This window comes from Glycomyces sp. NPDC047010, from assembly GCF_040644205.1.
Classification (GTDB): Bacteria; Actinomycetota; Actinomycetes; order Mycobacteriales; family Micromonosporaceae; genus Glycomyces.
Genome location: NZ_JBEYVY010000002.1, coordinates 572,385 through 595,741, shown reverse-complemented (window position 1 = coordinate 595,741; position 23,357 = coordinate 572,385). Strand labels below are relative to the sequence as shown.

Annotated in this window: 21 protein-coding genes, 1 pseudogene and 1 riboswitch; of the genes and pseudogenes, 14 read left to right on the top strand and 8 right to left on the bottom strand. The window is 74.6% G+C overall.

Annotated features, from left to right (window positions below; all coding sequences use genetic code 11):
* Nucleotides 1–16: 16 nt before the first annotated feature.
* From AB0A65_RS06320 to AB0A65_RS06300, 5 genes are all read right to left on the bottom strand, one after another.
* Nucleotides 17–616 (bottom strand): type II secretion system F family protein, encoded by a 600-nt coding sequence (locus AB0A65_RS06320; RefSeq protein WP_359947104.1) that lies wholly within the window; start codon nucleotides 614–616, stop codon nucleotides 17–19.
* A complete protein-coding gene (locus tag AB0A65_RS06315; RefSeq protein WP_359947102.1) occupies nucleotides 613–1,293 on the bottom strand; it encodes a type II secretion system F family protein in 681 nt (226 codons plus the stop codon). Before AB0A65_RS06315 ends, AB0A65_RS06320 begins: the two co-directional genes overlap by 4 nt.
* Nucleotides 1,290–2,438: a TadA family conjugal transfer-associated ATPase gene (locus AB0A65_RS06310; protein WP_359947099.1), complete on the bottom strand. Its 1,149-nt coding sequence runs from the start codon at nucleotides 2,436–2,438 to the stop codon at nucleotides 1,290–1,292. Before AB0A65_RS06310 ends, AB0A65_RS06315 begins: the two co-directional genes overlap by 4 nt.
* A complete protein-coding gene (gene ssd, locus AB0A65_RS06305; RefSeq protein ID WP_359947096.1) occupies nucleotides 2,435–3,586 on the bottom strand; it encodes a septum site-determining protein Ssd in 1,152 nt (383 codons plus the stop codon). The genes AB0A65_RS06310 and ssd overlap by 4 nt, the downstream gene beginning before the upstream one ends.
* 209 nt (nucleotides 3,587–3,795) lie before the next feature.
* A complete protein-coding gene (locus AB0A65_RS06300; RefSeq protein WP_359947093.1) occupies nucleotides 3,796–4,707 on the bottom strand; it encodes an aldose 1-epimerase family protein in 912 nt (303 codons plus the stop codon).
* A 341-nt stretch (nucleotides 4,708–5,048) separates the two neighbouring features.
* Here AB0A65_RS06300 and AB0A65_RS06295 point away from each other — a divergent pair, with 341 nt between their 5' ends.
* The 8 genes and pseudogenes from AB0A65_RS06295 to AB0A65_RS06260 all read left to right on the top strand — a co-directional run.
* The gene (locus AB0A65_RS06295) at nucleotides 5,049–6,137 is read left to right on the top strand and encodes a citrate synthase 2 (RefSeq protein ID WP_359947090.1); all 1,089 of its coding nucleotides are present in this window, start codon (nucleotides 5,049–5,051) and stop codon (nucleotides 6,135–6,137) included.
* 128 nt (nucleotides 6,138–6,265) lie between these two features.
* On the top strand, nucleotides 6,266–8,299 hold the full coding sequence (locus tag AB0A65_RS06290) for a PIG-L family deacetylase (protein WP_359947088.1): 2,034 nt from the start codon (nucleotides 6,266–6,268) through the stop codon (nucleotides 8,297–8,299).
* 110 nt (nucleotides 8,300–8,409) lie between these two features.
* Nucleotides 8,410–9,525 (top strand): phosphoserine transaminase, encoded by a 1,116-nt coding sequence (serC, locus tag AB0A65_RS06285; RefSeq protein WP_359947085.1) that lies wholly within the window; start codon nucleotides 8,410–8,412, stop codon nucleotides 9,523–9,525.
* A gap of 366 nt (nucleotides 9,526–9,891) precedes the next feature.
* On the top strand, nucleotides 9,892–10,800 hold the full coding sequence (locus tag AB0A65_RS06280) for a fructosamine kinase family protein (RefSeq protein WP_359947082.1): 909 nt from the start codon (nucleotides 9,892–9,894) through the stop codon (nucleotides 10,798–10,800).
* A 20-nt stretch (nucleotides 10,801–10,820) separates the two neighbouring features.
* Complete coding sequence (gene moaA / locus AB0A65_RS06275) at nucleotides 10,821–11,867, top strand: GTP 3',8-cyclase MoaA (RefSeq protein WP_359947079.1); 1,047 nt, start codon at nucleotides 10,821–10,823, stop codon at nucleotides 11,865–11,867.
* A gap of 2 nt (nucleotides 11,868–11,869) precedes the next feature.
* Nucleotides 11,870–12,109, top strand: coding sequence for a MoaD/ThiS family protein (locus AB0A65_RS06270; protein ID WP_359947076.1), 240 nt, complete (start codon nucleotides 11,870–11,872; stop codon nucleotides 12,107–12,109).
* Nucleotides 12,110–12,418: 309 nt separating this feature from the next.
* Nucleotides 12,419–13,615: a UvrD-helicase domain-containing protein gene (locus AB0A65_RS06265; protein WP_359947073.1), complete on the top strand. Its 1,197-nt coding sequence runs from the start codon at nucleotides 12,419–12,421 to the stop codon at nucleotides 13,613–13,615.
* A 302-nt stretch (nucleotides 13,616–13,917) separates the two neighbouring features.
* Nucleotides 13,918–14,949 (top strand): annotated as a pseudogene (locus AB0A65_RS06260) (chromosome partitioning protein); the annotation flags it as partial.
* Here the strand turns inward: AB0A65_RS06260 and AB0A65_RS06255 are convergent.
* The gene (locus AB0A65_RS06255) at nucleotides 14,877–15,545 is read right to left on the bottom strand and encodes a TetR/AcrR family transcriptional regulator (RefSeq protein WP_359947071.1); all 669 of its coding nucleotides are present in this window, start codon (nucleotides 15,543–15,545) and stop codon (nucleotides 14,877–14,879) included. The pseudogene AB0A65_RS06260 and the gene AB0A65_RS06255 overlap by 73 nt on opposite strands.
* A 136-nt stretch (nucleotides 15,546–15,681) precedes the next feature.
* A riboswitch (cobalamin riboswitch) is annotated at nucleotides 15,682–15,840 on the top strand.
* A 78-nt stretch (nucleotides 15,841–15,918) separates the two neighbouring features.
* Here AB0A65_RS06255 and AB0A65_RS06250 point away from each other — a divergent pair.
* The 5 genes from AB0A65_RS06250 (at nucleotide 15,919) to AB0A65_RS06230 (ending at nucleotide 21,607) form a co-directional block, all read left to right on the top strand.
* Entirely contained in the window at nucleotides 15,919–17,226 is a 1,308-nt protein-coding gene (locus AB0A65_RS06250) for a hypothetical protein (RefSeq protein ID WP_359947068.1), read from the top strand.
* Nucleotides 17,227–17,234: 8 nt separating this feature from the next.
* Entirely contained in the window at nucleotides 17,235–17,879 is a 645-nt protein-coding gene (locus tag AB0A65_RS06245; protein ID WP_359947065.1) for a hypothetical protein, read from the top strand.
* Nucleotides 17,880–17,881: 2 nt separating this feature from the next.
* Nucleotides 17,882–19,165, top strand: coding sequence for an energy-coupling factor transporter transmembrane component T (locus AB0A65_RS06240; protein WP_359947062.1), 1,284 nt, complete (start codon nucleotides 17,882–17,884; stop codon nucleotides 19,163–19,165).
* On the top strand, nucleotides 19,162–20,829 hold the full coding sequence (locus AB0A65_RS06235; RefSeq protein WP_359947059.1) for an ATP-binding cassette domain-containing protein: 1,668 nt from the start codon (nucleotides 19,162–19,164) through the stop codon (nucleotides 20,827–20,829). The genes AB0A65_RS06240 and AB0A65_RS06235 overlap by 4 nt, the downstream gene beginning before the upstream one ends.
* A gap of 73 nt (nucleotides 20,830–20,902) precedes the next feature.
* Nucleotides 20,903–21,607, top strand: a complete 705-nt coding sequence (locus tag AB0A65_RS06230) for an ECF transporter S component (protein ID WP_359947224.1) — start codon at nucleotides 20,903–20,905, stop codon at nucleotides 21,605–21,607.
* A gap of 80 nt (nucleotides 21,608–21,687) precedes the next feature.
* Here the strand turns inward: AB0A65_RS06230 and AB0A65_RS06225 are convergent, their stop codons facing one another.
* Nucleotides 21,688–22,335 carry a formylglycine-generating enzyme family protein gene (locus AB0A65_RS06225; protein WP_359947221.1) on the bottom strand — a complete coding sequence of 216 codons (648 nt, stop codon included), beginning with the start codon at nucleotides 22,333–22,335 and terminating at the stop codon, nucleotides 21,688–21,690.
* 124 nt (nucleotides 22,336–22,459) lie between these two features.
* Here AB0A65_RS06225 and AB0A65_RS06220 point away from each other — a divergent pair, with 124 nt between their 5' ends.
* Nucleotides 22,460–22,807: a DoxX family protein gene (locus tag AB0A65_RS06220; RefSeq protein ID WP_359947056.1), complete on the top strand. Its 348-nt coding sequence runs from the start codon at nucleotides 22,460–22,462 to the stop codon at nucleotides 22,805–22,807.
* Between the two features lie 70 nt (nucleotides 22,808–22,877).
* Here the strand turns inward: AB0A65_RS06220 and AB0A65_RS06215 are convergent, their stop codons facing one another.
* Complete coding sequence (locus AB0A65_RS06215) at nucleotides 22,878–23,348, bottom strand: carboxymuconolactone decarboxylase family protein (RefSeq protein WP_359947053.1); 471 nt, start codon at nucleotides 23,346–23,348, stop codon at nucleotides 22,878–22,880.
* Between the last annotated feature and the right edge of the window lie 9 nt (nucleotides 23,349–23,357).

Genomic DNA, 23,357 nt, shown 5'->3' with positions numbered 1-23,357 from the left:
CTTCGGTTGCGGTGGGTCAGAGTCCGGGCGCCAGGGTCTCGGCGACGACGCCGAGGACCACAGGTCCGATTCCGGCGACGACGAACGCGGGCAGGAAGCACAGGCACAGGGGGCCGACGAGGGCCACTGCGGCGCGTCCGGCGCGTTCGTCGGTCCTGGTGCGCTGCTCGGCGCGCAGTGATGCGGCGAGCTGTTCGAGTCCCCCGGCGACGGCGGCGCCGGTGTCGCCGGAGCGGTCGAGCTGGCGGGCGAGGCGGGCGGCGCCGGGGAGCCTGCCGAGTTCGGGGAGCGCCTCGGACGCGGTGGCGCCGAGGTGGATCGCTCCGGCGAACCGGTTGAGGCGTTCGGCCATCGCCGGGTCCTCGGTGTCGGCGACCGTGAAGGCGACGTGCGGGAACGGGGCGCCGGAGCGCAGCCCGGCCGCGATGAGGTCGAGGGTCCACGGCCAGGCCGGGGCGAGCCGGTCTGCGGCGGCCCGTTCGGTGCGGTCGGGGTCGAGCCGCAGGAGCCGGGCGGCGAGCCACCAGGCGGCGAAGCCCGCGAGGACGCCGATCGGTCCGCCGACGACGACGGCGACGAGGACGCCCAGGAGCGGTCCGACGAGGCGGCGGATCATGACGCGCCTCCCGGTCCGACGGAGTTGATGAGGGCCCCGGTCCACGCGAGTCCCGCGGCCTGGAGGCCCATGGCGGTCGCGCCTGCCGCCATGCCGAGCGGGTTCGCGAGGAGGAACGCGAGCGGCTGCGCGCCGAGGAGCTCCCCGAAGGCGACTCCGGCGGCGGGGAGGGCGATGAGCAGTGCGGCGGTGGCGCGGATCGACGCGGTCTGGGCGTAGGCGCGGGCGGTCGACTGCTCGGTCTCGCGGAGGTGCTCGGCGAGGCGGCGGCACAGGTCCGCGGCGGGCGCGCCGAGTTCGGCGGCGATCGTGAGCGCGGCGCGCAGGCGGGTCGCGGTGGCGGTGGCCTCGGCGGGCCAGTCGGGTTCGGCCGAGGCGAGCGCGTGGAGCGGGTCGGTGCCCGCGGTGAGGTCGGCGGCGAGGTAGGCGACCGTGTCGGCGGCGGCCCGGTCCGCCTCGCGCCGTCGTTTTCGCCGCAGGGCCCGGTGCCAGGAGATCGCGGCGGCCGCGGCGTAGACGGCGGCGGCGAGGCCGGCGTTGGCGGCCGCGAGGAGGCCGAGGCCGCCCTGGTGGCGGTATCCGGCGAGCCAGGCGGCGAGGAGCGCCGCACTCAGGGCGATGCAGGTGGCGGTGGTCTTGGGCCGGTGGGTGATCAGGGCGTTGGCGATGGCGGTCATGCGGTTCGCTCCCTCAGCAGGCGTTCGAGGATTCCGGCGGACCCGCCGGGCCCGTGGCGGGTCCAGGCGGTGGTGACGGCGAGACCGGCGGGCCCGGTCTCGATGACGGCGATCTCGGCGGCCTGGCGGCCGGTGCCGGTGCGCCGCAGGTGGACGACGACGCGCAGGGCGGCGACGAGCTGGGCGTGGAGCCCGGCCCGCGGGAGGCCGTGCGGGAGGGCGAGTGCCTCCAGCCGGGCGGGGACGTCGGCGGCGGTGTTGCAGTGGAGCGTCCCCGCACCGCCCTCGTGCCCGGTGTTCAAGGCGCCCAGCAGTTCCACGACCTCGGCGCCGCGGCATTCGCCGACGATGATCCGGTCGGGCCGCATCCGCAGGGCCTGGCGGACCAGGGCCGCGAGGTCGACCGCCCCGGCGCCCTCGACGTTCGCGGGGCGGGATTCGAGCGTGAGCGCGTGCGGGTGGTCGAGGGCGAGTTCGGCGGCGTCCTCGACGATGACGATGCGTTCCGTGCGCGGCGCGTTCGACAGCAGACTCGCCAGCAGCGTCGTCTTGCCGGACCCGGTTCCGCCTGTGACCAGGAACGGGAGCCGTGCCCTGACGATGCGGAGCAGCAGGTCGGCCATGTCGGCGGTGAGCGTGTCCGCTTCGACCAGCTGCGTCAGCGTGAACGCCTTCGACCGGTGGGTGCGGAACGACAGGTACGGCCCGGCGGTGGCGATCGGCGGGAGGACGGCGTGGAAGCGGGTGCCGTCCGGGAGCCGCACATCCGCGTACGGGCTGCCCGCGTCGAGGCGCCGCCCTGCCGCCGCGGCGAGGCGACAGGCGAGGGAGCGGACCGCGTCGGGGCGGCCGAGGCGGACCTCGACGGGGCGCAGGCCCTCGCCGCGGTCGGCCCAGACGCCGCCCGCGCCGTTGACGACCACGTCGGTGACCGCCGGGTCGTCGAGGAGCGGTTGCAGCGGGCCCGCGCCGATGAGGTCCCCGCTCAACGACTCCGAGAGCCGCAGGAGCGACGCCTGGTCGGGCGGGGCGGCGCCGGAGTCGCGCAGGGCCCGGACGATCTCCGCGGTGGCGGAGCCGCGGCCGCCCGGCCGGGACTGCGCCGCGAGCTGGCGCCGGACCCGGTCCAGCAGTTCGAGGCTCATCGCGTCGCCCCGGTGCAGGCGAGGCCGCGGCGCGGGCGTTCGCGGCTGAGTTCGGCCGTGAGGTCGTGGACGGCGCGGGCGAGGCGCCCGCGCGGGACGCGGCCCTGGCGCAGCAGCACCGGGAGGCGCCGGTCGGTGGGGAGCGCGCCCCACACCGGCGGTTCGGCCCAGTCCGCTTCGCGCGGGCCGTCCCAGGTGAAGCCCGCCGGTCGGGCGCGGGCGTCGCCGCGCAGGACCGCCCCGAGGTGCGCGTTGTAGAGGCCGTAGGCGGCGGTGACGCTGCGGGCGGCCTCCCAGGACCGGTCGCCCGGTCCGATCGCGACGGCGACCGAGCGGGCCGCGGTGACGGCGCGGACGGCCGCGTCGGTGCGGGCGCGGGGCAGGTCCACGACGACGAGGTCGGCGGCGATCCGCGCGGCCCGCAGGACCTGGTCGAACACGTCGGCCGGGACGTCGGCGGGGTTGCGCGGGTCGGGGCCGACGACGTGGAGGCCGCCGCGGCGGGGGAGGCCGTCGAGGAGCCGCTCCGGTTCGAGGAGCCCGGAGCCCTCGGCGAGGGAGGGCCAGCGCCAGCCGGGTTGGGAGGCGAGTCCGGCGGCGGCGTCGATGCCGCCGCCGGTGCGGTCGAGGTCGATGAGGACGGTGCGGCGGCCGTCGCGGGCGGCGCCGCTGGCGGCGGCGAGGGCGATGGTGGAGGCGCCGGCGCCGCCGTGTCCGGCGACGGCGGCGATGACGGGTGCGGGTTCGGTGTCGCGGACGGTGCGGGTGAGGAGGTCGAGGAGCCAGTCGTCGGCGGCGGGGAGTGCGATGACGCCGGTGGCCTGGAGGCGGAACGCCATGGGCCAGAGGACGGAGGCGTCGGTGGGGTCGTTGCCGAGCCAGGTGACGGTGGTGCACACGACGATGTGGTCGCGTGGGGGGAAGTCGAGTGCGACGCAGTCGGCGGCGAGGTCGGGTCCGACGAGGACGACGGGGGCGCGCTGCCAGGTCGCGGCGGCGTCGGGGGCGTGGTCGATGCGGCGGAGCGGGTGGCCTGCGGCGGCGGCGACGGGGAGGACGGCTTCGGCGAGGCGGTCGTCGGCGGTGACCAGGATGGATTCGGCCGCGGGTGCGGCGGTGGCGGTGCGGCGGTCGAGGATCGCGGCCATGGTTGCTCCTACGCTCGGTGGTGTTCGCGTGACTTGGAGCAACCTTGACGGGTGGGGCCGGGAGCGGCAAGGAAAAGTTTCGGGGCTGTGGATAACTCGCGGAGCCGCAGGTCGGGGGCCTGTGGATAACTTCGTGGAGATGAATTTGGTTCGGGTATGCGGCGAGGGACCGTCCCGGTGGGACGGTCCCTCGTACGCGTTCGCGGTTCCTACTCGGGGCGGATGCCCCAGACGCCGAACCACGCTTCGCTGGGGGAGAGCTCGATGAGATCCTCTCCGGTGGCGAGAGCGTTCGGCGGGCAGGTGGTCGGCTCGATGGCGACGGAGGCGCGCTTGCGGTCGCCTTCGAGGCCGTCGGAGGTGTAGATGTGCACCCATCCGAAGGACTCGTCCATCCACACGGTGACGGCCTGTCCGGAGACGGGGTCGGCGAGGCGGACCTCGGCCTTGCCGTCGGAGCCGCGCTTGAGGTCGCCGTAGGCGTCGTCGACGACGAGGTCCTTGAGCACGGTGGGCTCGTCGAAGTCGCCGGCGCCGGAGCCGACGGGGATGCGCTGCTTGTCGAGCCGCAGCTTCTTCGCTGCCGGGACGTGGAGGGTGGCCTCGTCGATCCGCTCCAGCGAACCCGGGATCAGGTACGAGTGCGTGCCCAGTCCGAAGGGGGCGGTCTTCGTGCCGGGGTTGGAGACGGTGTGGGCGGCGCGGAGGCCGCCGGGGCCGACGGACCAGCGGGTGCGCAGTTGCAGCGTCCACGGGTAGCCGAGGCGGGCCGGGAGGCGGCATTCGAGGGTGACCGAGGTGTCGGTGACCTCGACGGCGGACCATTCGGCCCAGGCGACGAACCCGTGGAGTGAGGTGTTGGTCTCGATCTCGTTGACCGGGAGCTGGTAGTCGGTGCCGTCGAAGGCGTACTTGCCGTCGCGGATGCGGTTGGGCCAGGGGGCCAGGACGTGGCCGGACCAGCCGGGGGCGAGCTCCTCGTCGCCGTAGCTCATGACGACCGGTCGGCCGCGGTAGGAGTACGAGCGCACGCCGCCGCCGACAGCGACGATGGTGGCCTCGTGGTCGTTGTAGGCGATCACCCATTGCTCGCCGGACAGCGCCATAGGGGTTACCTCCATGTCGTTATCGATGGGCTGGATGTGCTTTGACGTTAGCTCATGTCGGATGACCTGCGGCACGCGTGTCGATGTGGGCGAGATCGCAGGAAACCGTTGAAACCAACAAGACCCATTATTGAAACCCTCCCATCAAAACGGGCAAACTTGGGCAAATAACTAAGCTCACGATGCTTGTCTCATATTTTGCGCCACTTCCGTACCGCCGTCGAGGATCACCCCCGCCCCGCGGGCACTTCCGTCGCGGACGGCCTTGAGGCACCATTTCCAGATAACTACGAACCGTCGCCTCCCGGAAGCCCCCGGTCGGCAACCACAGGGACAACACACTCAGGAGTACAACGATGTCTGAGTTCAAGCCCGGCCTCGAAGGCGTCATCGCCTTCGAAACCGAGATCGCCGAGCCTGACAAAGAGGGTGGTTCGCTCCGCTACCGCGGGGTGGACATCCAGGACCTGGTAGCGCAGAGCACCTACGGCGACGTATGGGGACTCCTCGTCGACGGGAAGTTCGGGAGCGGCCTGCCCGCCGCCGAGCCCGTGCCAGTCCCGGTCTCCTCCGGCGACACCCGCGTCGACGCCCAGGCCGCGGTCGCCATGCTCGCCCCGTACTGGGGCCTGAAGCCGCTGCTCGACATCGACGACGAGACCGCCCGGGACGATCTCGCCCGAGTGTCCGTCACCACGCTGTCGTTCATCGCCCAGTCCGCTCGCGGATCGGGCCGCCCGGCCGTGCCCCAGTCGGAGATCGACAAGGCCGAGACCATCACCGAGCGGTTCATGCGCCGCTGGCGCGGCGAGCCGGACCCGGCCCACGTCAAGGCCGTCGACACCTACCTGATGTCGGCCGCCGAGCACGGCATGAACGCCTCCACCTTCACGTCCCGCGTGGTCGCCTCCACCGGCGCCGACGCGGCCGCCGCGATCTCCTCCGGCATCGGCGCCCTCTCGGGCCCGCTGCACGGCGGCGCCCCCTCGCGCGTCCTCCACATGATCGAGGGCGTCGAGAAGTCCGGCGACGCCGAGGGCTACGTCAAGAACCTCCTCGACTCGGGCGAGCGCCTCATGGGCTTCGGCCACCGCGTCTACCGCGCCGAGGACCCGCGCTCGCGCGTGCTCCGCGCCGCCGCGAAGGCGCTGGGCGCGCCCCGCTACGAGGTCGCCGAGGCCCTGGAGTCCGCGGCCCTCGCCGAGCTGCGCGCCCGCAAGCCCGACCGCGTGCTCGCCACGAACGTCGAGTTCTGGTCCGCCGTGCTCCTCGACTTCGCGGAGGTCCCCGCGGAGCTGTTCACGCCGATCTTCACGTGCGCCCGCGTGGGCGGCTGGAGCGCCCACATCCTGGAGCAGAAGAAGCTCGGCCGGATCGTGCGCCCGTCCGCGACCTACGTCGGCCCGGGCCCGCGCGGCCTCGACGAGGTCGAGGGCTGGAGCTAGCCGCAACGCCGTCGAGCGGCCCGCGCCCCCAGGGATGCGGGCCGCTTTCGCGTTCCCTCTGCGATACCCGGTATGCGCGGTCGGGATAGGATCGTCCCCGAAACCCCACCACCCGAACGGGACGACCCATGCCCTCCCCCCGGACGCCGCACCTGCGCCGCCGCGACCTCCTGGTCGGCGGCCTCGCCGGGCTGGCCGTGACCGCCGCGGCGGCCGAGAGCACCAGGCACGTGTGGGACGCCGCCTCCGGCACGCCTTTCCCCGAGCCGCCCCGCACCGGGCCCGTCCACCTCATGATCGGCGCGCACCCCGACGACTGCCTGTACTTCGTGAACCCGCGCGTCGCCCGCGTCCTGGAGGACGGCGCGAACCTGTGCACCGTGGTCCTCACCGCGGGCGAGGCCGACGGGCGCAACACCTGGGACACCGCCGCGCCCGTCGACTACGCCGGGTACGCCGCCGCGCGCAACAACGGCCTGCGCCGCGCCTACGCGCTCATGGCCCTCGCCGACGCCGACGCCCCCTGGGACCGGACGCGGGCGACCCTCGACTCCGGGCAGGACGTCGAACTGTGCGTCCTGCGAGATCGGCCCGAAGTCCACCTCGTGTTCTGCTCCCTGTGGACGAACCTCGGCCGCGTCACCGGCGACTTCACGCGCCTCCTCGCCCTCTGGGAGGGCCGCCTCGACGCCTCCGCGGTCCTGCCGCCGACCGGCTCGCCCCTCGACTCCGAATCCACCGTGGACCGCGCCACGGTGCGCGCGAGCCTCGCCGAGCTCGTCGACCGGTACCGGCCCGCCGTCGTCAACACCCTCGACCCCGACCCGGACCCCGTCGTCGGCGAGCGGCTCGGCGCCGAGCAGACCGGCTACTCCGACCACATCGACCACACCGCCGCCGCCCTGTTCGCGTGGGAGGCCGCCCTCGGCTCCGGTGCCGCGGTCGAGTCCTGGCGCGGCTACTACAACCGCCGCTGGCCCGGGAACCTCGGCCCCGCCGACCTCGACGCCAAGGGCGCCGCGCTCGACGCGTACGCGTGGGCCGACGGCGGCGACTGCGGCCACGCCCCCGGCTGCGGCGACCGGCTCATCGTCGGCCCCGGCGCCGGGACCACCTACGGGCACGCCACCCACCCGCGGTACACGCAGGGCGTCGTCCCCGTCGCCACCGCCGAGGGCATCGCGCCCGCCGCCGTGCGCGGCGGCCGCGCCGCGGTCCTGCGCGAAGACGGCTGGGAGGACCTCGGCGGACCCGACCTCCTCCCGTCCCTCGCGGCCGCCGGGACCCGCCTGTACGGCGTGAACCCCGTGCTCACCGAGGACCCGGCCGGGCACCTGCGGGACCTGTACTGCCTCGACCGGGACACCGGCGCATGGGACAACCTCGGCAACCCCGCCGGGGCCGGCCCGGCCGCGCGCACCGTCGGGCAGCCCGCCGCCGCCGACGACGGCACCACCGCGGTCGCGTGCCTGCGCCACCCCGACGGCGGCCTCGCCGTGCGCACCCGCACCGCGGACGGCTGGAGCGAGTGGGCCCGGCTCGAAGGGCCCGCCGTCCACGAGGCCCCCGCCGCGGTCGGCGCCGCCGGGACCTTCACCATCGTCGCCGCCACCCCCGACAACATCGCCGCCTGGGAAGGCGACGGCACCGCCTGGACCCACCGCAACCTCGACCTGCCCGGCGCCGACGGCGCCGCCCACATCCCCGCCGGGGCCGTCACCGCCGCCCAGGCGCCCGACAGGCGGATCCTCATCGCCTCCCGCGCCGCCGGAAGCAGCGACGTCGTCCTCCACCTCGGGCGGGGCACCGCGTGGACGGGCGTGCGCGTCCCCCTCGAAGGCGGCATCCTGTCGCCGACCGTCGCCCTCGGCCCCGACGGCGCGGTCGCCGTCGCGTGCGACGACGGCAGCGGCGCCCCCGCGGTCCTCGTCCTTGAACTCGGCGACCTCGAAGCCTCCGGTTCGGCCTCCGGCGCAGGCGAGGTCGCGCTGCTGTCGCGGCCGTGGACCCGCGGCGACGTCACCGTCGTCAAGCGGCCCGCGGCCGCGTTCGGCGCCGACGGGACGCTGCGCCTGTGGGCGCTCGCCGCCGACGGTGAACTGTGGACGGCGCAGGCCGGGCCCGGCGCGCCGCCGCCCGCCGGGTGGGAGCCCGCCGCCTGACCTGCCGGTCCGTCCGTCCCAGCCAGCGGCCGGGCCGGGCCCGCGCGATCACGCCCCGCAGGCCCGGGTTTACAGTGAGGCCCAGGACCGACCCAGATGGGAGCCTTACCGTGACCGACCAGATCACCATCCCCGCAGAGCTGCTGCCCGCCGACGGGCGCTTCGGATCCGGACCCTCCAAGGTCCCGTCCGAGGCCATGAGCGCGCTGTCCGGTCTCGGCAGGTCCGTCATGGGCACCTCCCACCGCCAGAAGGCCGTCAAGTCGCAGGTCGGGCGCCTGCGCGCCGGCCTCGCCGAGTTCTTCGGCCTCCCCGACGGGTACGAGGTCGTCCTCGGCGTCGGCGGCGCGACCGCGTTCTGGGAGGTCGCCGTGTTCGGCCTCGTCGACGACCGCGCCCAGGCCGCGACCTTCGGCGAGTTCGGCTCGAAGTTCGCCAAGGCCGTGAAGATCGCCCCGCACCTCGGCGACCCGACGATCGTCACCGCCGAGCCCGGCACCGCCGCGTACCTCTCGTACGAGGAGGGCGTGGACGTCTACGCGACCCCGCACAACGAGACCTCCACCGGCGTGGCCGTGGACGTCAAGCGCGTCGCGCACGAGGGCGCGCTCATGCTCCACGACGCGACCTCCGCCGCCGCGGGCCTGCCGGTCGACCTCACCGAGACCGACTGCTACTACTTCGCGCCGCAGAAGGGCCTCGCCTCGGACGGCGGCCTGTGGATCGCGGTCCTCAGCCCCGCCGCGATCGAGCGCGCCGAGCGCATCGCCGCGTCCGGCCGGTACATCCCCGCGTTCCTCGACCTGAAGACCGCGATCGACAACTCCCGCAAGGAGCAGACCTACAACACGCCGGCCGTGGCCACCGTGGTGCTCGCCGCCGAGCAGGTCGACGCGCTCAACGCCGCGGGCGGACTCGACGCCGCCGCCAAGCGCTGCGCCGAATCGGCCGGTGCGGTCTACTCGTGGGCCGACGCGAGCACGTTCGCGACTCCGTTCGTGACCGACCCCTCCCTCCGCTCCAACGTGGTCGCCACGGTCGACTTCGACGGCGTCGACGCCGCTGAGATCGCGAAGGTGCTGCGCGCCAACGGGATCGTCGACACCGAGCCGTACCGCAAGCTCGGCCGCAACCAGCTCCGCATCGCCACCTACCCCGCGGTGGACCCGGCGGACACCGCCAAGCTCACCGAGGCGATCGACTACGTGGCGGCGAAACTCGGCTAGAGCGGCTCCGCTGCTCTCGACCCGCATCCGTTCTCGGCCGGTCGGGCGACCCGGCACCCGCATGCCGGGCCGTCCGACCGCCTCGACCGTACCCGCGGCCACCGACAATGCCTCTGAACAGGACATTCGCCTGAGGACGGGCGGCAAGGACACCGGCCGGGCCGGACCGCTTCGCGGTCCGGCCCGGTCCCGTTCCGGGCGTTCGCGATCGGCGGGCGGCGCGCGACGGCGTCCGGGGAGTCCGCAGTCCAGGGAGCCCGTGCACGGGCGCCGACCGAGCACTCCGGATCCCGCGGGCCCGGGCGCCGGGCCCGGACATGGCCTTTCACCGCGGTGGAGCGCCCCGGCTTCGGTTACATTGAACCCGTGAGAGAAGCCCCCGACCGCCGCGACCTCCGGCTGCTGCCGCAGCTCATCGAGCACCAGCGGGTCCGCACGACCCCGGTGAAGGCCAACGACTTCTCGATGCCCCTCGAAACCCCGAGCGCCGGATCGGCCTCCGCGCAGCGCCTCACCTTCGACGACGGCTCCCACCTGTTCGCGAAGTTCGCCGAGGGCCGCGCCCCCGGCTACCTCGCCGCCGAGGCCAACGGCCTCCGCTGGCTCGGCGAAGCGACCGGCGCGGTCGTGCCGCTGCTGCACGCCGACGACGCGATGCTCGTCGAACCGTGGATCGAACCCGCCGCCCCCACCGCCGAACTCGCCGCGGGGCTCGGCCGCGACCTCGCGCAGATGCACGCGGCGGGAGCCGACCGGTTCGGCGCGCCCTGGCGCGGCTACATCGGCGAGACCTTCATGGACAACGAACCGGCCGAGGGGACCTGGGCGCAGTGGTACGCCGCCAGGCGCATCGCCCCGTACCTGAAGCCCTCCCGCGACAACGGCGCCCTCGACGCCGCCGACACCGAGGCGATCGAGCGGCTCGCGTCCCGACTCGACGGCCTCGCCGGGCCCGAGGAGCCGCCCGCGCGCGTCCACGGCGACCTGTGGTGGGGCAACGTCCTCTGGGGCGGCGAGCGCGCGTGGCTCATCGACCCCGCCGCGCACGGCGGCCACCGCGAGACCGACCTCGCGAACCTGCGCCTGTGGGGCGGGACGCCGCTGCTCGACACCGTGATCGCCGCGTACGCCGAGGCCGCGCCGCTCGCCGACGGCTGGGAGGAGCGGACGCCGCTGCACCAGCTGTTCCCGCTCCTGGTGCACACCACGCTCTTCGGCCGCGCCTACCGCTCCCAACTCATGGGACTCGTGTCTCACTTTACGAAACTGTCATAGTGGGGGACTACGCTCGAACCATGCCTGCACCGATCCCCGCACCCGGCTCCCCGGAGCCCGCGAGCGCCCAGGGCCCCGGCGCCCTGCGGGACCGGCACGGGCGCGTCGCCACCGATCTGCGCGTGTCCCTCACCGACCGCTGCAACCTGCGCTGCGCCTACTGCATGCCCGAGGCCGGACTCCCCTGGCTGCCTAGACCTGAGCTCCTCACCGACGACGAGGTGTCGCGGCTCGTCCGCATCGCTGTCCGCGACCTCGGCGTGCGCGAAGTGCGCTTCACCGGCGGCGAACCGCTCCTGCGCCCCGGCCTCCCCGGCATCGTCCGCGAGGCCGCCGCTCTGGAACCGCGCCCCGAGACCTCCTTGACCACCAACGCGATCGGGCTCGACAAGCTCGCGCCGACGCTCGCCGCCGCGGGGCTCGACCGCGTCAATGTCTCGCTCGACACGCTCGACCGCGAGACGTTCAAGGCTCTAGCGAAGCGCGACCGCCTCGACGCGACCCTCGCGGGGATCGCGGGCGCGGCCGCCGCCGGGCTCGCGCCGGTCAAGATCAACACCGTGCTCATGCGCGGCGTCAACGACACCGAGGCGCCCGCGCTCCTGCGGTTCGCCCTGGATCACGGCTACGAGCTGCGGTTCATCGAGCAGATGCCCCTCGACGCGGCGGGCGTGTGGCGCCGCGACGAGATGGTCACCGCCGCCGAGATCCTCGACGCCCTGCGCGCCGAGTTCGACCTCGTGCCCGACCCCGCGCACCGCGGGTCGGCCCCGGCCGAGACGTGGCTGGTCGGCGGCGGGCCCGCGAAGGTCGGCGTCATCGGCTCGGTGACGCGGCCGTTCTGCGGCGACTGCGACCGCACCCGGCTCACCGCCGACGGGCAGGTCCGCAACTGCCTGTTCGCCCGCAGCGAGACGGACCTACGCGGGCTCCTGCGCGAGGGCGCCGACGACGCGGAGATCGCCGCGCGGTGGCGGGAGGCCATGTGGGGCAAGCTGCCCGGGCACGGCATCGACGACCCGTCGTTCCTCCAGCCGTCCCGGCCCATGTCGGCGATCGGGGGCTGAGGGTGGTCACGGTGCGGTACTTCGCGGGCGCGAAGGCGGCCGCGGGGCGCGGCGAGGAGCAGGTCAGCGCCGCGGACGTCGCGGAGCTGAAGGCGGTCCTGGAGGGACGGCACGGCCCGGCGCTCGGGAAGGTCCTGTCGGCGTCGACGCTCCTGGTGGACGGGCTGGCCGCGCGGGACCCGGGGACGGTGCTGCGCGCGGGGGTCACGGTCGAGGTGCTGCCGCCGTTCGCGGGCGGGTGAGGCGGGCCGGTCGCGGGGCCGTGTCGCCGCGCGAAACGTGAAAGCGGATTTTCCGGATTTGTCCCGCGCGGCGCCCCCTATCCATGACCGTACGCCTCGGGTCCGACACGGTGCGCGTTCGCAGGTGCGGCCCGGTTGAAGCCCGGTTGAATCTCGGCCGAGGGGCGGATGAGGGCTTGTCGTGTTCGCTGTCGCGGCGCGGTTTCCGGCGGGTTCGGGGTGCGATGCGGGGCGGTGCGGGGGCGCGGAATCGGGTCGGGGTCGGGAGCCGCTGGCTCGGGGGCGGTGCGGATCTGCGAGGATGCATGTGTGCGCCGTCCTGATGAACGAAAGCAGCCGCAGGTGGCGTCCCCGCTGTTCGAGCTCTCGGCCGACATGCGGACCACCGGCGAGCGGCGGCGCCGCTCGCACCGGCCCCATTCGCGGTACGTCCGCGAGTCCGTGCCGATGCCGGAGCCGGCGTTGACGACGCGGACGCCCGACCCGTGGCTGGAGTCCGCCCCGCTGCTCACCGGCATGGACGAAGTGGGGGCGGGCCTGCTCGACTCCCTCGACGCGATGCAGCGCGTGGCCGCGGCCGCCGGGCGCGGGCCGCTGCTCATCAACGCCTCGCCCGGGACCGGGAAGACCCACCTGCTCATCCGCCGCACCGCGTACCTGGTGCAGGAGCTGGGCGTGCCCGCCAGACAGTGCCTGGTGCTGGCCGCCTCGACGGCGGGCGCGGCAAGGATCAGGCGGGAGCTGGGGACGCTGCTGGGCCGCGAGGCCGCGGCGATCACCGTCGCGGAGTTCGACGACTTCGCCGCCGCGTCACCGCCCGAACTGGGCCACCTGTTCATCGACGACCTGCCGCGGATGCCGATGCGGCTGTTCCGGCAGCTGACCGAGCGCCGCGGGCCCGAGGCGGACGTGACCGCCACCGGCGACCCGGACTCGGCGCTGTGCGCGGGCGAGCCCGCCGCGTTCGCGGCGTTCGGGGAGCAGTTCCCGCAGGCGCACGTGATGCGCCTGTCGCGCAACCACCGCAGCCCCGCCGCGGTCCTCGTGGCCGCCTCGCAGGTGGTCGAGCCGATCAGCCGCGTCCCGGGCCGCCTCGTGCAGCCCGAGCGCCCGGCCCTGGAGGGCTCGGGGATCGGCCGGTACTTCGCGGTCGACGCCGACGACGAGAAGCGCTTCGTGGAAGCCCTCACCGACCGGCTCGCCGAGATGGGGGTCGACGAGGACGAGCTGGCGGTCATCGGACCCGACGGCCTGTCGGTCGCCGAGGCGGCCGACGGCGAGTACCGCGTGGTGTGCCTCACGGGCGTGACCGCCGAGGACTGGCCGAACACGGCCGCCGCCCGCCGCGAGCTGTACGTGGCGCTCGGCCGGACCCGCGACCTCGCCTACGTCTCCCACACCGGTGCGGGTTCGCCCCTCCTGGCCGATGTGGACCAGGGGCTCTTCAGTCCATTCGGGATGGTCCCGCAACCGCACTCGGGTCCTGAGCAGCCGCGACTGCTGTAGCACGCGCGGTCCGGCCACGTGGAGTTCCCACGCGGACACGAACGGATGGGACACAATAGGCGGGTAACCGCCGTCTCACGCTGGGAGTCCCGATGGAGCACACCGAAGAGGACACCGTTCCTCTGCACCGGCCGGATGCTCCCGCGTGGTCTCCGTTCGCTCCGCCGGAGGTGAACGCGCAGTACGCGGCCGGGCCGGAGGGCGTCCACAACCCGCGCACCACCGACCACGTGCCGAGCGCGCCCCCGCCGCCCGCGATGCCGATGCCCGCGGAGGCCCCGAACGGGCAGCACCCCGCGGCCGACGGCTGGCCCGCGCCGCCCGCGCAAGGCGCGCCACACACTGTCTCTCCGCACGTCCCGGTGCCCGTGTTCCCCGACCACGCCGGCGCACTGGAGCGCGTCGGCGTCACCGCCGACGACTTCGCGTCCCGGCGGGTCGTGCCCCCGCGCGCGCCCGTCGCCGAGACGGGCCTGCGCGGCGCTCTGCACCGGTTGAGCTTCGGGACCGTCGCGCTGCCGCCGGGTCCGCGCGAACGCGCCCGCCAGCGGGCGGTCGAGACCGTGCGCCGCAACTTCGGGGGCCTGCGCCAGATCACCGTCGTGAACCCGAAGGGCGGCGCGGGGAAGACCGTCGCGGTCCTCATGCTCGCGAGCGCGTTCGGGCGCCACCGGGGCGGGTACGTGCTCGCGTGGGACAACAACGAGACACAGGGGACGCTGGGCATGCGCGCGCAGCAGGACTTCCATGTGCGCACCGTCAGGGACCTGCTGCGGGACCTCGACCACTTCAAGGGCCCGACGGGGCGGATCGGCGACCTGTCGCAGTACGTGCGCGCGCAGGGCGGCGCGATGTTCGACGTGCTCGCCTCGGACGAGTCGGCGACGGCCGGGGAGATGCTCACGGCGCAGTCGTTCGGGGACCTGCGGGAGGCGGTGTCGCGGTTCTACAAGCTCATCGTGGTGGACACCGGGAACAACGTGCGGGCCCAGAACTGGCAGGCGGCAATCGACGCGACCGACCAGCTGGTGGTGACGATGTCGGCGCGGAACGACTCGGCGGAGACCGCCGCGAGGATGCTCGACCACCTGGAGCAGACGGGCCGGCGGGACCTGGTGCGCGGCGCGGTGTCGGTGGTGTCGATGCCGGCCCACCGCAAGGACGTGGACCTGCCCGCGGTGCAGCGGCATTTCGCGGCCCGGACCCGGGCGGTGCTGCTGGCGCCGTACGAGAAGCTGCTGGACTCGGGGGAGCCGATCCGCTACGACTCGTTGAGCAAGGCGTCGTCCGCGGCCTGGCTGCGGATCGGCGCGGCGGTCGCCGAGGGCCTGTAGGAGGCCAGGAGGTCGACGAGGCCCGCGGCGGCGTCGGCGAGGCGGGAGTCGTCCTCGTCGGCGTGGCCGGTGACGAGCGCGCCCTGGACGAACACGAGGGCGGTGCGGGCGAGGCGGCCGGGGTCGGCGGCGGGGTCGAGTTCGCCGCGTTCGACGGCGCGGGCGAGGATCGCGGCGAGGTCGCGTTCGAGGTCGGTCCAGGCGTCCTGGACGCGGCGCATGGTGGCGGGGTCGTCGGCGAGTTCGACGGCCGCGCGGACGATGAAGCCGCCCTCCTTGGAGTGGCGGACGACGACGTCGAGCAGTTCGCCCACGGCGCGCAGCGCTTCCCCACCGGCGGCGTCCTCCTCGGTGCCGCGGCCGGTGGCGCTGCGGGCTATGGCGCGCAGCTCCGGTTCGGTGTCGTCCCTATATCGTTGCAGCGCTGTGATGTAGAGCTGGTGCTTGGACCCGAACGCGGCGTAGAGCCCGGCGCGGTTCATGCCGGTGGCGGCGACCAGGTCCGACATGGAGGTCGCGGAGAACCCCCTGTCCAGGAAGACCCGTGTCGCAGCGCGAAGGACTCTGTCCAAATCGGCGTTCTTATTTCTGCTCACGTTGAGCACCGTATCGACACCCGGTGCTACGGGTCAATAACCGCAAGGCGGGAGTTGACTCACGAGGCGCGAGTGAACGGTCGCACTGCGGAGGCGTCCGGCTTGACACCCCCGGGGGCACCGGCGAGAATGAGCGCAAACTGAACAGGCGTCTGGCGGGGGAAGTCCGGTGAAAGGCCGGCGCTGACCCGCAACGGTAGTCGCGGTCGCCCCATGGCGACAACCGGGCACCCTTCTGTTCCTGCCCGGTCCACCCGCGTGAGCCCGAATGCCCGCCGCGCCCAACGGAATTGTCAACGCCTGTCGTGGTCTACAGGCGCTTGCGGCGCAGCCGCCTGCCCGAAGACCCACTCGCTCTAGGAAAGGTCAGGCAATGCGCCACCTTGCCGGCCGCGTGCTCATCGCAGCGGCCCTGCCCGTCACCCTGCTCGCGGCCTCGCCCGCGCACGCCCAGTCGTCCGAGCCGTTCGCGGAGCCCGCGGCGGCGGCCGCGTCCTGGCTGGCCGCCCAGTCCGACGGGACCGCCTGGAACCAGGACCCGGCGACGACGCTCGACGCGGTCATCGGCCTCCAGGCCGCCCGCGTCGGCGCCGACCAGGTCCGGACCGCGCTCGAATGGCTCAACGACTCCGAGGTCCTCAGCCCGTATGTGAACACGGACGCCACCGGCGCGGCCGGGTTCAACGCCGGGTCGGCCGGGAAGGTCATGTACGTCGTGGCGACCGCCGGGGGCGACCCGACGGACTTCGGCGGGATCAAGCTCGCCGAGGAGGTCGCCGCGTCGCAGGCCGCGAACGGCACGTACGGCGACGGCACGGCCCTGTCGACCGCGTGGGCGGTCCTCGGGCTCTCGCGCACCGACACGGCCGCGGGCGAGACGGCCGCGGCCGGCCTCGCCGCGGTCCAGTGCCCCGACGGCGGGTTCAGCTACGGCGACGCCGACGGCGGCGACGACTGCGTGTCGGACGCGGACACCACCGGCCTCGCGGTTCCGGCGCTGGTGAGCCTCGGCGACCCGGCTTCGGCGTCCCTGGAGTCGGCCGTGACCTGGCTGGAGGGCGCGCAGGCCGAGGACGGCGGGTTCGACGGCGGGTTCGGCGAGAACGCGAACACGACCGCGGTCGCCGCGCAGGCGTTCCTCGCGGCGGGCCGCGCCGACGCGGCCGAGCGGGCCGTGGCGTTCCTGCTGACGCTCCAGTTCGGCTGCGACGGCGCCGCCCCCGGCGCGTTCATGTACACGAACCCCGAGGACGCGGACTTCGGCGAGGCGACGCGCCTGTTGGCGACCGCGCAGGCCATCGTCCCGGTCGCGGGCCAGAACCTCGCGACGCTCGACGCCTCCGGTTCGGCCGCCGACGTGCCGGCCGTGGACTGCGCTTCGGCGGACGCGGGCGACGCGACCGCCACTGCGGCCGAAGAGGACGAGTCGGGTTCGACCTCGTGGCTGACGTGGGCGATCATCGCCGCGGTCGTCGTCATCGCCGCCCTGATCGTGGTCTTCACGCTGCGCTCGCGCCGGGGCGCCGGTTCGGGCGACACGGCCGCCGAGGCCCCTGCGGCCCCGGTCGCCGACGCGCCGAAGACCGACGACGCCGAAGAGGCCGCCGCCGACGAGTCCGCTTCGGACAAGTCGACGGGCGACGAGCCTGGCGACGACTCCGGCGAGGGCAAGGACAAGTAGTCCTCCCCGTGCCTCGACACGAACGACGCGCAGCCAGCGCCCGCCTGACCGGCGGGCGCTGGCTGCGCGCGGTCCTCCCGGTGCTGCGCAGTGGCGCCGCCGGGTTCGGCGCGGTGCTGTTCGGCGCCGTCGCCGCCGCGGGGCTCCCCGCGGCCCCGGCCGGGGCGCAGGAGCGCTGCGGCGGGGTCGTGGTTGTGGTCGACTTCGGTGAACTGGACGGGCTGGAGACCGGGTGCGCGGCCGATCCGGCGGACGGACTCGACGCGCTCGCGCAGGCCGGGTTCGCGGTGACCGAGGTCGCGGCGATCCGCGGCATGGTGTGCAGCATCGACGCGCTCCCCGCGACCGACTGCGGCGCTTCGCCTCCCGCGGACGCGTACTGGTCGTACTGGCACGCGAACGCCGGGGACGCGGAGTGGACGTACTCGATGGTCGGCGGCGCCGACGCGACCCCTGACGCGGGCGACTTCGAGGGCTGGGCGTTCGGCGACGGCTCCGCGCCGCCCGCCATCGCGCCCCCCGACGCCGTAGCCGACGCCCCTGAGGCCGAGTCGGATTCGGGCGGGGCGTCGTACACGTGGGTCATCGCCGTGGCCGTGCTCGCCGTGATCGGCGCGCTCGCCGCCTGGCGGCTCCGGCAGCGGCGCGCCTGACCGTGCCGACCGACCTCGGCCCGATGCGCCGCCGCACCGCCCACCCCGTCGCGTGGTGGGCGTGGGCGCTGCTCCTCGCGACCGCGGCCGGGCGCACCGCGAACCCGTGGCTGCTGCTGCTCATCGCCGCCGTCGCCGGCCTGGTCGTGGCGTTCTGCCGCGGGGACGAGCCCTGGTCGGGCGCGTACCGGGTGTTCCTCTACATCGGTTTGAGCGCGGTCGCGGTCCGCATGGCGTTCTATGTGGTCTTCGGCGGCTCGGACGGGCCGACGGTCCTGTTCACGCTGCCTTCGGTGACGCTCCCGGAGTGGGCGGCCGGGTTCCGGCTCGGCGGGAACGTGACCGCGGAGGGCGCGCTCGCGGCGCTCTACGACGGGATGCGGCTCGCGGTGCTCCTGGTGTGCGTGGGCGCGGCGAACGCGCTCGCGAGCCCGCGGCGGCTCCTGCGGTCCGTCCCGGCCGCACTGTACGAAGTGAGCGTCGCGGTCGTCGTCGCGCTGTCGGTGGCGCCGCAGCTGGTGGCCTCGGTGGGGCGGGTCCGGCGGGCGAGGGCGCTGCGCGGCAACACGGGCCGCAGCCCGGCGAACCTCATGCGCACCGTCGTCGCGCCCGTGCTGCACGAGGCGCTCGACCGGTCGCTGCACCTCGCCGCCGCCATGGCCTCGCGCGGGTACGGTCGCGCGGCGGGCGTCCCGGCGCCGGCGCGGCGGGCGACCGGGGCCGCACTGCTGGTCGGGCTCCTCGGCCTGTGCGCGGGCGCCTATTCACTGCTCGGCAACGCCACGCCCGCGCCGCTCGCGTGGGGCGTGCTCGCGGTCGGTGCGGCCGCGGCGGTGTTCGGGATCGCGTTCGCGTCCCGGCGCGTGCCACACACCAGGTACCGGCCGGACCGGTTCGGCCCCAAGGACTGGGCGGTCGCCGCCTCCGGCGCGGCCGCTGTGGCCGGGTCGGTGGCGAGCCTCGCCCTCGAACCCGCGGCCCTGTGGCCCGCGGCCGCGCCGCTCCACATGCCCCCGCTGCCGCTGTACGCCGCGGCCGGGGTCCTCCTCGCCGCCACACCCGCGCTCCTCGTCCCGTCGGCGCCCGACGCCACGGCCGCAGGGCGGCGCACCGGCACGCACCCGCAGCCCGCGGACGACCACGTCGGGCGTTCGGCGGCGAGCACCGGAGCACCGCAAAGCGACCGTCGCTCCGCTGCGCGCTCCGGAGCCGCAGCTCCTGACAGCGGGCGCCGTCCGGCCGCGGACACCGACACCGACACCTCGGCAACGGAAGGCACCCGATGACCGTCGACGCCATCGTGTTCGAGCACGTCACCTTCGCCTACGGGCCGCCGCCGTCCGGTGCGGGCGGGACAGCCGAAACCGCGGCGCCCGTGCTCGACGATGTGTCGTTCGCGCTGCCCGAGGGCGAGTTCTGCCTGCTGGTCGGCCCGACGGGCGCGGGGAAGTCCACGCTCCTCAAGGCCGTCAACGGGCTCGTCCCCCGGTTCAGCGGCGGCGACATGCGCGGCCGCATCGCCGTCGCCGGGCGCGAGGTGCGCACGGCGACCCCCGCGGACCTCGCCGACGTCGTCGGGTACGTCGGGCAGGACCCGCTCGCAGGGTTCGTCACCGACGAGGTCGAGCTCGAACTCGCCTACACCGCCGAGCAGCTCGGCATCGCACCCGCGGCGATGCGCAAGCGCGTCACCGAGATCGTCGACCTGCTGGGCCTCGCCGACGTGCGAGACCGCGCGCTCGCGCAGCTGTCGTCGGGTCAGCGCCAGCGGGTCGCCATCGGCGCGGCCCTGGTCGCCGGGCCCGCCGCGCTCGTGCTCGACGAGCCGACCTCGGCGCTCGACCCGGCCGCGGCCGACGAGGTGCTGTCAGTGCTGCACCGGCTCGTCCACGACCTCGGTGTCACGGTGCTGCTGGCGGAGCACCGGCTCGAACGCGTCGTCCAATACGCAGACTCTGCCCTCCTCCTCAATGGCAGCCGTGTCACCGCCGGTCCGCTCGGCGAAGTCCTCGCCGACTCGCCGGTCGCTCCCCCGGTGGTCGGCCTCGGGCGCCTCGCCGGGTGGCCCGGCCCGCCGGTGACGATCCGCGAGGCCCGCCGCCACGCGGCCGGACTCCGCGAGACCCTCACCGAACGTGCCCGAACCGTAGCGCGGCCCACCGACACTCCCGTCCCGTCCGCCCCGCTGGAACCGGCGCTGCTGGAGGCCCGCGGCGTCACCGTCGACTACCCGGGTGTGCGCGCGGTCGCCGGGATCGACCTCGCCGCGGCGCGCGGCGAGCGCATTGCCCTCATGGGCCGCAACGGGTCCGGGAAGTCCAGCCTCATGTGGGCCCTCCAGGGCACCGGGAGGCGGTCCGGCGGGACCGTGGCCGTCGCGGGCACCGACCCGGCGTCCCGCAAGCCCGCGGAGCGGCGCCGCCTCGCCGGGCTCGTGCCCGCCGAGGCCGCCGACCTCCTGTACGCCGAGACCGTCGCCGCCGAATGCGCCGACGCGGACGCGGACGGCCGCGCCCCCAAGGGCACGTGCGCGAAGATCCTCGACGACCTCGTCGACGGCGCCGACCCCGCCGCCCACCCCCGCGACCTCTCCGAGGGGCAGCGCCTCGCGCTCGCCCTGGCCGTGACCCTCACGGCCGCACCGCCGCTGCTGCTCCTCGACGAGCCGACCCGCGGCCTCGACTACCCCGGGAAGGCCGCGCTCGCCTCCCGCCTGAAGACCCTCGCGCAGGCCGGGCACTGCGTGGTCGTGTCCACGCACGACGTCGAGTTCTGCGCCGAGTTCGCCTCCCGCGTCGTGGTCCTCTCCGACGGCGAGGTCGTCGCCGACGGCCCGGCCCGGCAGATCACGGCCGCCTCCCCGATGTTCGCGCCGCAGGTGGAGAAGATCCTGCCCGGCTGGCAGACCGTCGCCGAGGTCGCCGCGGCCCTGGGGCGCGGCGGTGAGTGAGGTCCCGCGCCCGGCGGTCCACCGCCGGGCGGCGCTCGCGCTGGCGCTCGCGGCCGGGTTCGGGCTGGTCGCGATGTCGTGGCCGCTGCTCGCGGCCCCGGGCGGGGCCCTGACGGAGACCACTTCGGGCCCTTGGCTGTTCGCGCTGCTGCTGCCGCTCGTCACCGCGACGGTGGTGGTGCAGTTGGGCGACGGCGGCCTGGACGCGCGGGCGGTGGCGCTGCTGGGGGTGCTGTCGGCGGTGGTCGCGGCGGTGCGCCCGTTCGGGGCCGGGGCGGCCGGGGTGGAGACGGTGTTCTTCCTGATCGTGCTGGCGGGCAGGGTGTTCGGGGCCGGGTTCGGGTTCCTGCTGGGGTGCACGGGCCTGTTCGCGTCGGCGCTGCTCACCGGCGGGGTGGGGCCGTGGATGCCGTACCAGATGTTCGCGGCGGCGTTCGTGGGACTGGGCGCGGGGCTGCTGCCGCGCACGCCGGACACGCAGCCGGGCCGGGCCGGGGAGGTCGCGCTGCTCGTCGGCTACGGCGTCGTCGCGTCCCTCGCCTACGGGCTCTTGATGAACCTGTCGTTCTGGCCGTTCGCGATCACGCAGGGGGAGCTGGCGTACGTGCCGGGCGGCGGGCTCGGCGAGAACCTGCCGCGGCTGCTCGCGTACTCGCTGGCGACGTCGCTGGGCTGGGACGTGGGCCGGGCCGTGACGACGGCGGTGCTGCTGGTCCTGACGGGGCCGCTGCTGCTGCGGGTGCTGCGGCGGGCCGCGCGCCGCGCGAACTGGTCCTAGACCCTCACTCGTCCAGCGTCGCGACGAGGCCGCGGAGCCCGACGGCGGTCTCGGTGGACCGCTGGGCCTGAAGGCCCGCGTCACGCGTTGCGGGCCAAGCGGAATCCGAGGTCGTCGATGCGCAGGACGGGCATGGTGCGGCGGCGGACGCCGGCCCGGCACGACCAGTGCTCGTCGAACCAGCCGCCGCCCTTGATGACCCGGTAGTCGCGGTAGACCTCTCGGTCGTACACGTCGAAGCACCACTCCCAGGCGTTGCCGAGCATGTCGTACAGGCCCCACGGGTTCGGTTCGCGTCCGGCGACCTCGTGGAGGCGCTCCCCGGAGTTGCCGCGGTGCCAGACGATCGCGTCGAGGTCGCCGTAGCGGGGGCCGGCGGTCCCTGCCCGGCAGGCGTGCTCCCACTCGGCCTCGGCGGGCAGCCGGTAGCCGTCCGCGGCCCGGTCCCACTCCACGGCATCGCTCTCGCCGGTCTCCGCGCCCGCGTAGACCGGCCGCAGCCCTTCACGGGCCGAGAGCGCATTGCACCAACGGACGGCGTCGAGCCAGGACACGTCGACGGCCGGGAGGTCCCCGGTGCCGTCTCCGGCATCGCCGCCGAGCACTTCGGCGTACAGGGCACGCGTGACCGGCACGGCGCCCAGGCGGAACGGCGCGACCTCGGCGGTCCAGGAGCGCTCGGTCCGCCGGTCGTGCAGTGTCGCGGTCCCGCCCGCGATCGGCAGCATCTGCGGTGTCACCGACGAATACTAGAACCCGCCACCGACAGGTGACACCGGTCACTGCCGGTCACATCGGGGCGGCGCCCCGGTTCACACGGGCAACAGCGTCCTACAGAACCGGAGCAGTCCGATGAGCATCGCCTTCTACACCGTCACCGTCGTCGCGGCCCTCTGGACCGGGTTCTCGGCCTACTCGATCTGGGCGAAGGCCGCGTACGTGGTCGAGCCCCTCCGCCACTACGGCGTCCCTCAGTCGTGGTGGTTCTGGCTGGGCCTTGCGAAGGCCGCCGGGGCCGTCGGCCTCCTCGCGGGCCTGGTCGTCCCGTGGATCGGCATCGCCGCCGGGGCCGGCCTGGTCCTGTACTTCCTCGGCGCGGTGGTCACCGTGCTGCGGGCCCGCTCCTACTCGACCCTCGTGGCCCCGCTCATGTACCTGGTCCCGGCGGCCGCCGCACTCACACTCGGCGTCCTCGTCTGAGCCTCTGCGACAACGACAGCCGCACGGAAAAGGGCCCGCGCAGTGCGCGGGCCCTTCCTCCTGTCTCCCTTTAGCGCTGCCACTGCTCGGCGAAGGACACGCCGACCTTGGGGCTGCCGATGAGCGCGAGCGGCATGAAGAACCCGATCTGGCCGAGGACCCCGATGAGGACGACGATCTGCTCCTCGGTGAGGTGCTTGCGGGCCTCGTCGACGACCTCGTCGGAGACGCGCTCGCCGGTCGGGTTCGGGGTGTGGACGGCCTCGGCGAGGGCCAGCGCGGACCGCTCGGCGTCGGTGAACAGCGGCGAGGTGCGCCAGGTGGCGACGGCGCCGAGGCGCTCGGGGGTCTCGCCGGAGGCTTCGAGCTGCCGGGAGGTGAAGTAGCTGGAGCCGAGGAGCTGCCCGACGCGCAGGTGCACGAGCGACGCGATCGCGGCGGGGAGGACGCCGTCGGCGTTCACCTTGTTGACGGCGGCGGCGATCTCGTTGACGACAGGGAGGTACTGGGCGGGGTTCTCGATGCGGGGCAGGACGGTCATGGCGGTGTT